A 14,747-nucleotide genomic window follows, 5' to 3' on the forward strand; every position below is an offset into this window, starting at 1 on the left:
TACTGGGTGTGAACAGCTATCGGATAATAATGAGATAAAAAGAAATAGGCAGAAGCTAATGCTTCTGCCTATCAAAAAGTTTTTCGTTTTTTGTATCATTAGGAAGGACTTCCTACGCGAATCATTGCGCAGCGGAATCCAACTGTTGATAAAGAAGAATCTGCATTTAAGTATCTACGTGATCCTGTTGTTAGATAGTAAGCAATATCTGCCCAAGAACCGCCACGATATACTTTTACGTTATCGAAGTCAGAATTACCCGGAGCTTTGTTAGGATCTGGATTGAATAATAATGAGCGGCGTTCGTCATAAGCTTCATCATCTTTTAGCGGATCTTTAAATATTTCGGTCATACCTTTGCGGCGGTGTGGATTTAAGTCTTCCATATCTTCGTAAGAAAGAACACGATAGGTATCTTTTGTCCATTCGCAAACATTTCCGGCCATATTGTAGAGACCTAAGTCATTTGGATAGAAAGCTCTTACTGGAGCACAAATCATATAGCCGTCATTTAGGCCGCCTGGTAGGTTAGAACCGCCTGTGCTGGAACGTCCTGCATAATCACCGCGGCCACGCTTAAAGTTAGCACGGAAACGACCTTGTGCATCACGTAGGGATTTTCCCTCCCATGTGTAGAGTTCTTGCTCCAGCATTCCGCGAGCGGCATATTCCCACTCTGCTTCTGTTGGCAAGCGATATTCTGGCCAAAGTACTGCTTCAGGGTCATCTTGTAACAATTTACCGTTCACAATATTTGTACGCCATTTGCAATATTCGTTTGCTTGATGCCAATTAACGCCAACTACAGGATACATATTGAAGCCGTCGTGGCCAAAATAGTATTGTGTGTATGGGTCATTGTAGGCCAAATCTTTTAGCCAAACGGTCGTGTCTGGATAAAGATTTTTGTACATAACATCGCCTGAATCACGTAAGATATAGAATAAAAATTCTTTGTAATCTACATTAGATACTTCGGATTCGTCCATATAAAAGCTATGAACGGTTACTTGGCGTTCACGATTATCCATATCATAGGCGATGTCTTTCTCACCACCACCCATGTGGAAAGTACCACCTTCGATAAACACAAGCCCCGGAGCTGTTTCCTGACCTTTATAATTTTTGACTTGAAAACCGTCATCACTGTTATAACGGATACCTGTTTTAGAACTTTCTTTACCAACAAAGTTGATATTTTCACCTCCACAACCTGTAAACATAACGGCTACAACCGCAGTCAAAAAAAGCAATAACCTACCTTTTTTCATATTTAAATGTTCGCTGAATTCTGGTTTAATTAAATTTCGTTGCAAATATAAAATGTTTTTTAATTAAAAACGTGGACACGGATAAGATTTATGCTTCATTTTATGTTTTTTATTTTGTTCAAACTGAAGCACCAAAGAAATTTCGTGAGAACCGCCCGTAACGGAGTTACGAAGTTTAGAAATAGTATAGTCATAACTATATCCAAAGCTAAAAATTCCTTTTCTTACGCCTATAAGGGCTATCACTGCATCTTGGTTTCTGTACCAAAGACCTATAACTAATGGGTCTAAGTTTGTATATAGCCCAATGTCAATTTGTGTGAATGGGCCTTGTGTTTTAAATAGTGCTGCGGGAGCAATAGACTTATTTTTACCTATCGGGATATTTATTCCCCCGAAAGCGGATATTTTCATTGGTAATTTTGTGTCTGGGGTGCTTCCGTTTACTGAACCTAAGGGACCTGTAAAGAAGCGTTGCCTAGGCTGGGTTAGATGGTTTACCGTAGTTCCAACATAAACAAACTTATTGAAGTATAAAACTCCAGCGGATACGTCCGGCGTAATGCGGGATTGGTTAATCCCTACTTCATTTGTTGGTTTCGTAAAACCTTCTAATGGGTCTATTTGGTCGCCAAAACGTAGTTTATAAAAATCTATTGAAGACTGTTGAATACCTCCGGCAAGACCGAAGCGAATAGACGAATGCTTATTGATTTCTAAATCATAAGCATAGGTAATATTTGCATCTAATTTATTTAAGTTACCTTCTCCGGCTTGGTCAGACATTAACGTAAGTCCAAGTCCGTGATTGGTGCCGCCAAAACTTAATGGGTGGTCAAAGCCAACTGCAAATGTTTTATATGCACCGGGAATAGACGACCATTGTCTTCGGTAGTTTAATGCTACTCGCGCACCGTCTCCTGACCCTGTAAACGCAGGGTTCAGCAAGATTTGATTCGCATAAAATTGAGAAAATTGCGGATCCTGCGCCTGTAAACCAGACCAAATGCATATAGCACAAAATGTTAGCTTTAGTCGTTTTTTCATAATGTTGTTACCTGGTGCAATTGAATTTTTGGATTATTTCTTTGCGGCAGCTAAAATAATTAGTTTTTGAATTAGTGTAGGATGTTTTGCAAACATTTATTTATTTTTTTCTTTTTTACCCATATTCATGCTATCTTTTGGGGATATTATATGCCATAATGCCGGTTCTAATCCTTGTTTACCCGGTTTTACTTTAATTCTGCCAATCTCTTTCTCATTTCTGAAAAATATAAACATCGGTATTGAATCTACCTGATAAGAATTTACCCATCTGTTAATATCCCGTTTGGTGGTATCTACTGAAACAATTGTAACGCTCCTAATGGGTAATTTTGGCATAATATTAAAAAACTTGGGTACTAATTTGCGGCTATCGCTACACCATGTGCCTAAAAATAATTTTAAATCCACAGAATCTTTTGTTGTCTGCAAAGAATCTAAATACACCAGATTGCGTTTTTTAGGTGTGTATCTTGTATTCACCGGATTTTTCCACCGGCATTGTTCTTTAAATTCTGAAACCGTAAAGTAACCTCGTAAATAATAATTTTTACACCCAAATAATGTAAAAACTATTATCCCAATAACGATATTTCTAATCATCAAGTAAAAGTAATTGGTTTAACTTTAATAAGACGTTTTTGGGGAAAGAATTTTCTGGCCAAACTGACATTCTAAGCACTTTTGGGATTGGCAATACTGTGTAATACATTCAATCATTCCTTGGCTATGCAAAATACATCTTGGTTTAAACTCAAGATTTTTAAATTTAGCAGTATGTTGATTTTGCTCCGGCGGTATTTTTTCCAATAAATTCAAATAATAATCTATTTGATCCGGATTGAATTTTGAAAAATAGCTCCACTGAATAGGTAAAAAGGCATTTATTATTAATCTGTTATACACTTCATCAGAAATAGAAACGTTATGTAGCTTTGTTTCTTTTTCAAAAATATAATGTGTTTTCCAATAATGATGAATGTGTTGATTTAAGAATTGCTTGTCTATATTCGGAATAATGGGGTTTGTTAGCTGCCAATATGGTTCAAATTGGATTATTGCTGCCAATTGTGCTATACGGATAGTAGGAAAAGCAATTGGTCGTATTCTAAAAAAATAACATTGAGTATTTAGCTGTGTTAATTGGTGCTTTTGTTGTAAGTAGTGCCATTCTTGCAGTAGTATTTTTGGGTAATCTTCGGTTGTTTTTTCGGGAATTAGGCGAGCTACTCCAAACAGTAATGCGTGTAATTGAATTATTTGGTGCCGGTACTGACGAATGATAGAAAAAGGTATGTGTTGAGCCATTTCTCCAAAAGCCTGCCGGTTGATTGGGCCAGCTATTGCTTCGGCGGTAGCCCTCCAAAGTAAATCTAAGTAGTCTATATCGCTGGGCTTTTGTTGCAACCAAAGGTCTTTCTTTCGCTCAAATCTTTCCACACCCAAGCGAGTAAACCACTGATAGGATAGCAAAGGAGGAATTTCTGAGTGAAAGTTTGAACAAGGAATAGAATTTTCTGTCTTTAAAAATTGTTGATACTTCTCCAAAATAGCCTCTGGTAGTGAAACAACTAATTCCGTAATCTCCGTTCCGTCTTTTCTGCAAGGAATCTGGGTAGATTTTTTTAAAACAACGTGAAGTATTACGGAATTATAGATACTATCTTTATGGTGGCTGTGCAAGTACCAACTTTGGCCATCTATATGACACTCAACGGAACCCACCCACTGGATTCCGTCAATTTCTAAGCGCGCATACAAGAAATCCGGCCCTTGATTAGCGTTTTGTCTTCCGGGCGAAAGTACTAATAACTTACGCCCGTCTGATAATGTAAATACTTGATTATGGAATAGTTGTAATCTCCAAACAAACTGAAGCAGGGCTTCCTGCATTCTTATACTCCTACGTGCGACCTATATGCAGTCGCATCTAAGAGAGCATCTAACTCGGTAGGATTTGTAACTCGGATTTTAACAACCCAACCACCTCCATAAGGGTCTTGGTTGATTGTGTCTGGTGCCTTTTCTAATAATGCGTTTACTTCAACAATTTCTCCAGAAATCGGTAAAAATAAATCCGAAACAGTTTTTACAGCTTCTATTGTTCCAAAAACCTCTTGTTGAGCGAGTGTTTTATGTAAAGATGGAACATCTACATAAACAATATCACCAAGTTCTCGCTGGGCAAAGTCTGTGATACCTACCTCTGCATACTCACCGGATAAGCGTATCCATTCATGGTCAGGGGTGTATTTTAGATTATCTGGAATATTCATAAGATTAATTTCTGCGCAAAAATAAGTTTTTCTAAAATAGAAAACTGCCCTTCTTTGAAAAAGAGGGCAGTTTTTCGTTACAAAATTTGGTTATTTATTTTGTTGATATTTTGGATAGTTCGTTATTAGCGGCAGCTTTATAGGGGCCAAACATAGCATCTTTGAAAGCTTTTTTAGCTTTTTCAATATCTCCTCCTTTTTTGGCAGCTAAGCCAAGTAAGAAATAATATTGTGCTTTTTTGTTGGGATCTGCCGGAGCCATCGTTAAAGCTCTTTCAGCAGAAGCTACTGCTTGTGCGTATTGGCCGACTTTGTATTCTGCAACTCCTTTTTGGAAAATTACGCCTAATGTATTAGGAGCTTTTTCTAAAATTTTATTTGCTGTTGCGATAGCACCTGCGTAATCACCGGCACCAGATTGAATTTTAATCATCAAATTGTATAGGGCAGCTTTTTTGGCGGCATCGGTTTCACTATCTACAGCCTTATTTAGATTCGTAATAGCCTCTTGAGAACGCCCTTTTTTAAAGTTAATAATTCCCATCAATTTATAACCTCCTGAGAATGTAGGAGTTAGCTCAACGGCTTTGCGTAGATTGTTCAATGCTTCTTCATCTTCTCCGCACTTGTAGTAACCTACAGCCAACTTATAGTAGTAGCTGTGTGAAGACTTGCTTTGGTCAGACTTGATTTTTTTGTAGTATGGTGAGTTTGTAGGTACATTTTTCCAAGCCTTATCTGCTTCGGCAGCATTTCCCATTTTGCTATAAGCAAGTCCTAAACCATACCAATACTTTGCGGAAGTAGTCGGTGGTAAATCTTTGGAAAGATCAACTGCTCTTTGATAGGAGTCTTTTGCTTGCGCCCACTGATTTGATGCGCCGTAAACATCTCCTTCCATAGCTGGAATTCTTGGATCTTGGGGAGATAAACTTTTTACTTGATCTACATGGGTACGTGCTTCGCTGGCGCGGTCTTGTTTCAATAAAATTGAAACTACCGTTTGCTTGTAAATAACCTTACGATTTACGTCGGTTTCATATTTGAAAGCTAAGTTAAAATACTGAACAGCTTTGTCGTATTCTTTCTTTTTAACATAAATCTTAGCGATAGACACATAGGCAGGTGAGAAATCCTCTTTATACTTTGTTGCATCCGAGAAAGCCGCAACGGCTGCATTAGGGTCAGTTTTAGCCAAACACTTACCTTTTGCATAGTAATATTTGTAGTTTGATGGTTCCATTTTAATGGCCTCATCATACTTTGCTATAGCACCGGCGCAATTCTTTTGCTTTCGCATTTGCTCACCAGCTCTGAACGATACCGATCCCGGCCCTTGTGCCCAGATAGCCGCCGGGAGCCACAAAAACGCTAATAAAATTGGAAATCGGAAAATTAGCTTAGTACACATAATCATTAATAGAAAAATTAGTTGAGAATTTTTGATTCAATATTTTTCGGGGTCAAATTTCTGTATTTCTTCACGAATTAAAAAATAAAAAATTGCAAATTGTTGTTTTTTTTTTGCCAACGGAGTATTTAAACTGTATTTCGTGATAAAACATAATTTGGGGATGTTTTCTTAGGTTTATACGAATATTTATCTACTTAGTTTCGGCTGTGAAATTAACTATTTTATGAACTTTGTAAAGTTTTTATATTTTTTTTTTAACGCATCGATACTTCTGTTTATCAATGAATTATATTGAAGAACTTTCTAATAGAGAATTAATCCATAGTAAAACACCAGATTTAGAGGCTCTTTTTAGCCAAAAGCAAGTTATTGCATACGCAGGATTTGATCCTACATCGGATTCTATCCACATTGGAAACCTTGCTACACTCATGCTTTTGGTGCGTTTGCAGCGGCACGGGCATAAGCCTATTGTGCTGATAGGGGGCGCAACCGGCATGATTGGCGACCCCTCCGGAAAATCCCATGAACGTAATTTATTGAGCGAGGAAATACTTACACATAATGTAGATTCTATTACTAAACAGTTACGTAAATTCCTTGATTTTGAGCACCCAACAGCTTCAGCAGAAATAGTGAATAACTATGACTGGATGAAGCAATTTTCCTTCCTTAATTTCCTGCGGGATGTGGGTAAACAACTTACTGTAAATTATATGTTAGCCAAAGATTCTGTCCAAAAACGCCTTGAAACCGGTTTGTCTTTTACTGAATTTAGCTATCAGCTAATTCAAGCCTATGATTTTTATTATCTATATAAGCATAAAAATTGTGTGCTACAAGTTGGTGGGTCTGACCAGTGGGGAAATATTACTGCCGGCACGGAGCTAATCCGTAGAATGCTTGGCCAGTCCGGGCATGGGCTAACCTGCCCGCTGTTGGTTAAATCTGACGGCAGTAAGTTTGGCAAATCTGAATCCGGTAATATCTGGATTTCTCCAGAACGTACCAGCCCCTATAAGTTTTATCAATATTTTCTGAATACTGCTGATGATGATTTGCAGCGTATTTTTATGGTATTTTCGTTAAAGTCTATTGAAGAAATCAACGAAATTCTTGCTGAACACCCCAAAAATCCAGAAAAGCGAATTGCTCAAAAAGCGATTGCAGAAGAACTTACAAGCTGGATACATAGTCCGGAGGTTTGCAAGCAGGTTATAGCTGCAAGCCTTGCCTTGTTTTCCGAAGATTTAAATAGCTTGCAAAATATCAGTCCATCTTTATTTGAAGATGTTTTCGAAGGTGTTCCCAGAAGTAATATTTCTATGGAGCAGTTTGAATCATGGACAATCTTAGACATTATTCATCAATGCCAAATTGTGCCTTCTAAAACCGAAGGACGTAAGGCTTTGCAAGCCGGCAGTATCCGCGTAAATAAAGAAAAGTTAACAGACGCTAACTGTTTGATAAAACAGTATAATCTGATTCACAATAAGTTTCTAATTATCCAAAAAGGTAAAAAGAATTATTACCTCATTGAAATCGGTTTAAATAGCTGTTCTTAGTTATTTAATCAATAGTCCGGTAAGCGGTGCGTGGTCAGATAGAGGCATTGTGCTCATGCCTCCGGTTTTTTCGTCTTGATGCACCATCCCTGAGTTAGGCACCCAAGAAAGGTTTGAAAAAAGGTAATCCAATCTTCTATTCCAAAAACCGTGTCCGTTTACGGTGTGAGAATAGTATTTTTCTTCGTTTAGGTTATATTGTTCTAATGGGATACATTCTGAGTAGCTTTTATAGATAGGTAGCAGCCAATCTCGTTCTTTGGTGTAGTCGTCTTCCAAAAAGTCTTTATCCTTACAAACGGAGTCATCAAACTTGCTGAGCTTTTTAGTTCCCGGAGGCAATGTATTGAAGTCGCCCCCAAAAACCACATTGTTTCCGGCTTTAACTAAACTATCAGCTACTTGCTGTAAGATTTTTAGCTGTACTAAACGGGTATTTTCTTTGGAATAAGCAGAGGTATGGGTGTCAATTAAGTAGATAGGTTTTGATGAGTTGGGTATATCTAACTTTGTTATCAACAAATTACGGCGTAAGTAGAAAAATCGGGTAACCGGATCTTGTTCTGTTAAAAGTGGTAATGCTATTCTGGTGGCCTCTTTCAGCGGCCATTTACTTAAAATAGCATTACCGGAGTTAACCTTTCCTAAGTTTTTAGTAGGAATATAATTTACTTGCCATTGGCTTGCGTAAGTGCCATAATTTAAGGCTGTATTGTCTAATAGATACTGAACCATATCTGCTCCGGGAGTACGCCACGAGTCAATATCAGCCTCTTGTAAAAACAAAATATCCGGATTAACAGCCTCTATTTTTTTCGCTAAGGCAGCACAATTTGTGATAACCTCTTCTTCGGTCATGTGCACACGGTCTCCATAGCAATCAAACCAAAAATCTATACGAGCTCCACCAAACTTTACATTCCAAGTCATCACCAACAAGGTATCCTTAGGAGAAGCCTCTTGAATCTGTTTAGCTTGGTAATACAGTGCAGGTTCAATCGGCTTAAATTGATATACCAACAAATTAGTTTGTGATATAAACAGCAATGCTATCAGTAAAGCGGATAAAAAAACCAGAGATACCTTGATGATTGTCTTACGCATATTTAAGATTTTTAACTCATTGATTTAAAGCTATTTTAATGATTTAACCTAACTTAAAAGCGGCAAGATATTAGTGAATCTGGAATGTGCTACCGCTTACAAACAGCTCATCTAAATTTTTCAGGTTGCTTTTGGCTTGCATTTCTTTCATTTGGGTATTAAAAGATTCATCAAAAACAGGTGCTTTCACATTTCTGATGATACCAAGTGCAACCGGAAATTCCGGCAACTTCATTTGGGTTAATAAATAATGTAAGGCTCCTGATTTAGCTTCTGCATCATGAATGAGGATGTCTTTTTCGGTAATTCCATTTTCACCAATCGTAACAACTTCAAGTTCTAAGCCATTTAGGCGGATACCTTTGTTTTTGTCTTTACCAAAAATCATTGGTTTTCCGTGCTCTAAAATAAGCTGGTTATTCAGTTTGTTTTCCTTACTTGTGATGTAGTCATGCGCTCCGTCATTGAAGATAACGCAGTTTTGTAGAATTTCAATCAGGGATAGGCCATTGTGTTTTTCAGCTTCAACCATAACTTGGGTCATTAGCTTCACATCTGTATCAGGAACTCTTGCAAAGAATTGGCTTTGCGCTCCTAATGCTAATTCTCCTATCTGAAATGGATTTTCTACAGTTCCATACGGAGACGACTTAGTAACCGTTCCAAAGTTAGTGGTGGGTGAGAACTGGCCTTTTGTTAATCCATAGATTTCATTGTTGAATATGAGGTAGTTAAGGTTTAAGTTTCTGCGAATTGCGTGGATAAGGTGGTTTCCGCCGATGGCGAGCGAGTCCCCGTCCCCTGAAACCACCCAAACACTTAACTCAGGATTTGCTAACTTCACGCCCGTAGCTACGGCCACTGCCCTACCATGAATTGTATGAAAACCGTAGGTATCCATATAATATGGAAAACGAGATGAACAGCCTATTCCGGATATTATGGCAACGTCTTCTTTTTTTAGATTTAGTTCTGAAAATGCTTTTTGGACAGCATTCAAGATAGCATAATCCCCACAGCCCGGACACCACTTAACCTCTTGGCTACTTGCATAATCCTTAGGTTTATATAAACACTGTAATCCTTCTAAGTTCATGGTATTATGAATTTTCTGCTAAAACTTTGTTGAAAGCAGCCTTTAATTCGGCTAATTTAAATGGTAATCCTTCTATTTTATTATATTGTAGGTACTGAAACTGAGGTAGGGTAGCTCGCAAATAATTAGCAAACTGACCTGTGTTGAGTTCACAAACGATGATTTTTTCAAATTTAGCAAATACTTCGCTTGTGTTTTTGGGCAGCGGATAAAGGTAGTTAAAGTGTGCAAATGCGATGTCTTTACCTTCTTGCTGGAGTTCGGTTACTGCTCCGAGTAAAATTCCGAATTGTCCACCCCAGCCTACAACCAATAACTTTGAGGCATTTTTACCTTTATATTTTTGATTGGGAATATCATTGGCAACGCGGTTTACTTTTTCTTTGCGGATTAAGACCATTTTTTCATGGTTTTCCGGGTCGTGGGATACACTGCTGGAAAGAGCATCTTTTTCTAAGCCCCCAATGCGGTGCTGTAAATTAGGTGTGCCGGGAGATACCCAACTTCGGGCTAATGTTTCTGGATTTCGGTTATAAGGTTTCCAGTTGGGGTCTGCATCGGTAAGAAAATTAGGATTAATTTCCGGCATATCTGTTGTCTGCTTAATTTTCCAGGGTTCAGAACCATTTGCTAAGTAGCTTTCTGAGAGCAGTATAACCGGTGTCATGTGTTCAACAGCTATTCGGGTGGCTTCATAAGCCCAATCAAAGCAGTCAGAAGGTGTACTTGCTGCCAAAACGACTACCGGTGATTCTCCGTTTCTTCCCCAGATAGCTTGCATGAGGTCGCTTTGTTCTGTTTTGGTGGGCAATCCGGTAGAAGGTCCTCCGCGTTGCACATTAACGATAACGATTGGTAGTTCTGCCATTACTGCTAAGCCGATAGCTTCCGTTTTTAAGGCCATACCCGGCCCGGATGTGGTTGTAATGGCTACATTTCCGGCATAAGCTGCTCCAATAGCGGAGCATATTCCGGCAATTTCATCTTCTGCCTGAAAAACTTTAACACCAGCCCACTTGTGTTTAACCAGCTCCTGCATAATGTCAGATGCCGGCGTTATGGGATACGAACCTAAAAATAACGGCTTCCCAATCCGTTGGGCTGCAGTCATAAAACCCCACGCAAGTGATTGATTTCCAGTGATGTTCCGATAAATTCCAGGCTGCCTTTTAGCTGTCAAAACAGCATAAGAAGGCTTGATAGCCTCAATCGTTAAACCGTAGTGAAAGCCGGCTTTTAATGCCCGAATATTTGCCTCCCCAAGAGTCGGATTACTCTTGAACCGTTTGTTGATAAACTCTATGGTCTGGTCTAAGGGTTCATCGAAAAGCCAAAAGACAACCCCAAGTGTAAACATATTTTTACATCTATCGGCAGTCTTTGTATCCAATTTTAGATCGGCTACGGCAGTTTTGGTAAGAGAGGTAATCGGAATTTCAATGACTTTGTAGTTTGCTAAAAGCTCTGTTTCAAGCGGGTTATTTTCAAAGCCGGCTTTTTCTAAGTCTCTTTTTCCAAAGGAATCTCGGTCAATGAGGATAGTGCAGGCGGGTCTTAGTTGTTTTAGATTAGCTTTTAAAGCAGCAGGGTTCATGGCTATCAAAACATCGGGAGAATCTCCCGGCCCATACACTCCAGAAGCACCAAAGTTAATCTGATACCCGGAAACCCCTGCAACTGTGCCCTGTGGGGCACGTATCTCTGACGGAAAATCAGGAAAAGTGGCTAACTGGCTACCCATAATCGCCGTAGTGTCCGTAAATAATGAGCCAACCAATTGCATCCCGTCCCCAGAATCCCCCGCAAATTTTATAATAGCATTTTGTAATTCAGTTCTCATTTCTTAATTTAAGAATAACTCTATTAAACAAATAGTTTATTCCAGAGTTATTTTTGAAACATATTTTTTAGTTAGATAGTTCTATTCGTTTTTCTTGATTTCTAATTGTTTGACCAATTTGGTTTTCTTTTTTCTAAAAATGCCTGAATCCCTTCATTAGCATCTTTGGTTTCCATAAGTTTTTGAGTATAAGTTTGTTCTAAATAATTCAAAAAATTACTTATGATATGGCTGAATTTAACTCTGGCTGCGCCGTTGGCAAAACGCAAAGAGGAGGCACTTTTGGGAAGGATGTATTTTTCTATCCAGCCGTCCACTTCGGCATCGAGGATATTTTTATCTTCATAGACAGCATTTAGAAGGCCTATTTTCAGGGCTTCTTCGGCATCAATGGTTTTTCCGGTGAGCAAAATATCTTCGGCGCGAGCTAAGCCAATTTTTTCGGGCAAAATAATGGATGCAGGAGGCGGAAAAACCCCCAAAATAATTTCGGGCTGGCCAAACTTAGCTGTCTTATCTGCAAAAATAAAATTACAAACAAGTGCTAACTCCATACCTCCCCCCAAACACTGGCCGGATACTTTTGCCAATGTGGGTATTTGCATCTCTATAATTTCTATAAATATTTGGTGAAACGTTTTGAGCATCTTCCCGGCTAACTGGTAGGTGTGCTCTTCAACACTTGCTCCAAATGAAAAATGTTTTCCCTGCCCTTGAAATGTGATGAGTTTTAGATTGTGATTCGTTTTAAATAGCTGAAAGCAAGCCAAAATATCTTGCATCATGGTGTTATCTAAAACATTTCCTTTTCCGTCATCTAACAAAATATTGGCTACTGCCTCGTTATGCGAGTACGAGAGTTTTATTTTTTTCATACAAAAATTAGTATCTTGTAAAAAAGACTTCCTCAATTGTTTGATTTTAAGGAAGTCTTTATTTTTAGGCTGTTTCAGTTTTAAATTGTGGGGAAATTAGTTGGTGCATTTCATCGTTCCATTCTTTGCCTTCGGCTAAGAGTTGGCGAAGTTTCACAAAATCTACTTCACGGTTATTTTTTGGGCCATAATTAAAGGCGCGGAATCCGGCTTTGGCTTCCGTCATCATATTTAGGGCTAACCATTCTCTGCTGCTTTCTTTATTCATATCCCAATGTTCGAGTTTTTTCTTACGAACTTCGGTGAGTGTTTTGTGGAGGCAATTGGGGAAAGTGTGTAGCAATTTAGCGAGGAATTTATTTAATAATGCATCAAGCATCGTAAAATCAATCGTTCCTTTTGCCATAAGTTCTTTTCCTGCAGTGAGTTCTGTGCCTGTTTTCATAGATCCGAAAATGATTCTGCCGTATTCATCGGCATATTTTTCGATGTTTATGAGTGGGTTAGGGATGAATTTTTCATCTACTTTTAGTACAGGAGCTATATCTGTGATGAGGCCGTGCATAAGTGCCTGATGGGCAGTCCATGGTTCACAGAGAGTTAGAGAGGCCATAGCTCGTTCTACGCCTACGTATAGGTGCAGGAAGTCGGTAGCTCCGCCAATGGCGGCACTGCCGTGTTTGGGTCCGGCTTGCCCAAAACGGGCTAAATCCGAGGCTATGGTAAAATCACAAGCCATACCAATTTCTTGGCCGCCGCCAATGCGCATCCCGTTTACCCTTGAAATAACCGGCTTCTCACATTTTAAAATACTGGAAACCATGTCATTAAACAAACGCATATATTGAGAATATTCCTGCGGATTTCCAGAATAATATTCAGCATATTCTTTGGTATTTCCGCCGGTGCAGAATGCTTTGTCTTCCGAACCTGTAAAAACAACCGCTACAACGCTTCTGTCATTAGAAGCTTCCCCAAACGCCAAGATAACTTCTTTAACTGCTTTGGTTGTGTATGAGTTAAATTGTTTTGGATTATTTAGAATTATCCACGCATTATACAAACCCTCAACCGGTGTGCCGTCAGTATTTAGGCAAGGGCGTTTTTCGTAGATAATATCTGTATATTGATAACCTTCTACTAAATTGTGATTTTTTAGAGTTTCCATAAAAGTTGTTTTATTAAATGTTTAGTTAAAATCCGGTACTAAAACAGAGCGTTTGTCGTATTTGTGTGCCAAAGTATTCTGAAATACTTCGTTAATTTTTGACATTGGAAAAGTTTGAACAAAATCGGTGATAGTCAGTTTTCCGGAGTCAATTAGTTCAACGACTTCGGGATAAAGTTCCGGTTTGCAACCCCATGTACCAATTAGTTTTGCATCGAAAGCCATGATATTGCTTAGGCGAATATCCGGTTTTGCCATTGTAAAGCCAACTATACTTAGGGTGGAGGTGTAGGTTATGAGGTTAAACGCAAGTTCTTGGCCGGCAGTAGTTCCAGATATTTCAAATATTTTCCAGCCATATTTGTGTGCACCTATTTCTTTGGCTATTTCTTTGACCTTTGCTTTAATGGCTTTTATGTCCATATTTTTGGAGTTAAGCACTGCATCTACTCCGTTCTTTTTGGCTGCTGCTAATTTTTCGTCGCTAATGTCTATTGCTAACACTTTGGCTCCCAATATTTTAGCTATTAACGCACCGTAAACACCTACACCGCCTACACCAATCACGATGGCCAAATCTCCGGCTTCTAACTCCGATTTTTTGATAACTTGATACGGTGTAGAAATGGCATCAGCAATAACGGCTAACTGCTCTAAGCTGTATTTTTCTAAAATACTTTCCGGAACGGGGCAAAGAAATTTATGCGGTACCACAATATGGGATGCAAACCCTCCATGAAAATCATTTCCGGGCATCAGTTGGTTTTGGCAAATATTACTGCGTCCTTTTTTGCAGAGTTCACAATCTCCGCAGGGTAGCACTGCCGGTATAATTACCTTTTTATCAAGAAGATGTGCTGGGCCTTTGATAACTGTGCCACTGATTTCATGGCCTAATGTCAGCGGTAATTCTTTTTTTGTTTTAACGCCATCGTGCCAAAAACTCAAATCTGTATGGCATACGCCGCAGCCGGCAATCTTTACTAAGGCATCCTGATCCGAAATATTCGGTATATCCGACTCCACCAATTTAAAATCGGCTTTTAGCTCGGTCATCTGATATTGATACAATTTCATGTTGTTATTTATTA

At 38.8% G+C, this 14,747-nt stretch carries 13 protein-coding genes; 1 reads left to right on the forward strand and 12 read right to left on the reverse strand.

The window, feature by feature from the left end; all coding sequences use genetic code 11:
* Window positions 1-98 precede the first annotated feature (98 nt).
* The 6 genes from LC115_03180 to LC115_03205 all read right to left on the reverse strand — a co-directional run bounded on the left by LC115_03180 (window position 99) and on the right by LC115_03205 (window position 5,894).
* Window positions 99-1,271 (reverse strand): formylglycine-generating enzyme family protein, encoded by a 1,173-nt coding sequence (locus LC115_03180; GenBank protein ID MCZ2355687.1) that lies wholly within the window; start codon window positions 1,269-1,271, stop codon window positions 99-101.
* Window positions 1,272-1,334: 63 nt separating this feature from the next.
* Entirely contained in the window at window positions 1,335-2,318 is a 984-nt protein-coding gene (locus tag LC115_03185; protein ID MCZ2355688.1) for a type IX secretion system membrane protein PorP/SprF, read from the reverse strand.
* Window positions 2,319-2,414: 96 nt separating this feature from the next.
* A complete protein-coding gene (locus tag LC115_03190; protein ID MCZ2355689.1) occupies window positions 2,415-2,921 on the reverse strand; it encodes a thioredoxin family protein in 507 nt (168 codons plus the stop codon).
* A 24-nt stretch (window positions 2,922-2,945) separates the two neighbouring features.
* A complete protein-coding gene (locus LC115_03195) occupies window positions 2,946-4,211 on the reverse strand; it encodes a DUF2851 family protein (protein MCZ2355690.1) in 1,266 nt (421 codons plus the stop codon).
* A gap of 2 nt (window positions 4,212-4,213) precedes the next feature.
* Window positions 4,214-4,594 (reverse strand): glycine cleavage system protein GcvH, encoded by a 381-nt coding sequence (gcvH, locus tag LC115_03200; protein ID MCZ2355691.1) that lies wholly within the window; start codon window positions 4,592-4,594, stop codon window positions 4,214-4,216.
* Between the two features lie 94 nt (window positions 4,595-4,688).
* Entirely contained in the window at window positions 4,689-5,894 is a 1,206-nt protein-coding gene (locus LC115_03205; protein ID MCZ2355692.1) for a tetratricopeptide repeat protein, read from the reverse strand.
* Between the two features lie 395 nt (window positions 5,895-6,289).
* Between LC115_03205 and tyrS the strand changes: the two genes are divergently transcribed.
* Complete coding sequence (tyrS, locus tag LC115_03210) at window positions 6,290-7,573, forward strand: tyrosine--tRNA ligase (GenBank protein MCZ2355693.1); 1,284 nt, start codon at window positions 6,290-6,292, stop codon at window positions 7,571-7,573.
* Here tyrS and LC115_03215 read toward each other — a convergent pair whose 3' ends face one another.
* The 6 genes from LC115_03215 to had form a co-directional block, all read right to left on the reverse strand.
* Window positions 7,574-8,677, reverse strand: a complete 1,104-nt coding sequence (locus LC115_03215) for an endonuclease/exonuclease/phosphatase family protein (protein MCZ2355694.1) — start codon at window positions 8,675-8,677, stop codon at window positions 7,574-7,576.
* Between the two features lie 70 nt (window positions 8,678-8,747).
* A complete protein-coding gene (locus tag LC115_03220; GenBank protein ID MCZ2355695.1) occupies window positions 8,748-9,773 on the reverse strand; it encodes a 2-oxoacid:ferredoxin oxidoreductase subunit beta in 1,026 nt (341 codons plus the stop codon).
* A 4-nt stretch (window positions 9,774-9,777) separates the two neighbouring features.
* Window positions 9,778-11,613, reverse strand: coding sequence for a 2-oxoacid:acceptor oxidoreductase subunit alpha (locus LC115_03225; protein MCZ2355696.1), 1,836 nt, complete (start codon window positions 11,611-11,613; stop codon window positions 9,778-9,780).
* Window positions 11,614-11,714: 101 nt separating this feature from the next.
* Window positions 11,715-12,488, reverse strand: coding sequence for an enoyl-CoA hydratase/isomerase family protein (locus LC115_03230; GenBank protein ID MCZ2355697.1), 774 nt, complete (start codon window positions 12,486-12,488; stop codon window positions 11,715-11,717).
* Window positions 12,489-12,552: 64 nt separating this feature from the next.
* Entirely contained in the window at window positions 12,553-13,656 is a 1,104-nt protein-coding gene (gene oah / locus LC115_03235) for a 6-oxocyclohex-1-ene-1-carbonyl-CoA hydratase (protein ID MCZ2355698.1), read from the reverse strand.
* 21 nt (window positions 13,657-13,677) lie between these two features.
* Complete coding sequence (gene had / locus LC115_03240; GenBank protein MCZ2355699.1) at window positions 13,678-14,733, reverse strand: 6-hydroxycyclohex-1-ene-1-carbonyl-CoA dehydrogenase; 1,056 nt, start codon at window positions 14,731-14,733, stop codon at window positions 13,678-13,680.
* Between the last annotated feature and the right edge of the window lie 14 nt (window positions 14,734-14,747).

This window comes from Bacteroidia bacterium (genome assembly GCA_026932145.1).
GTDB lineage: Bacteria > Bacteroidota > Bacteroidia > J057 > JAIXKT01 > JAIXKT01.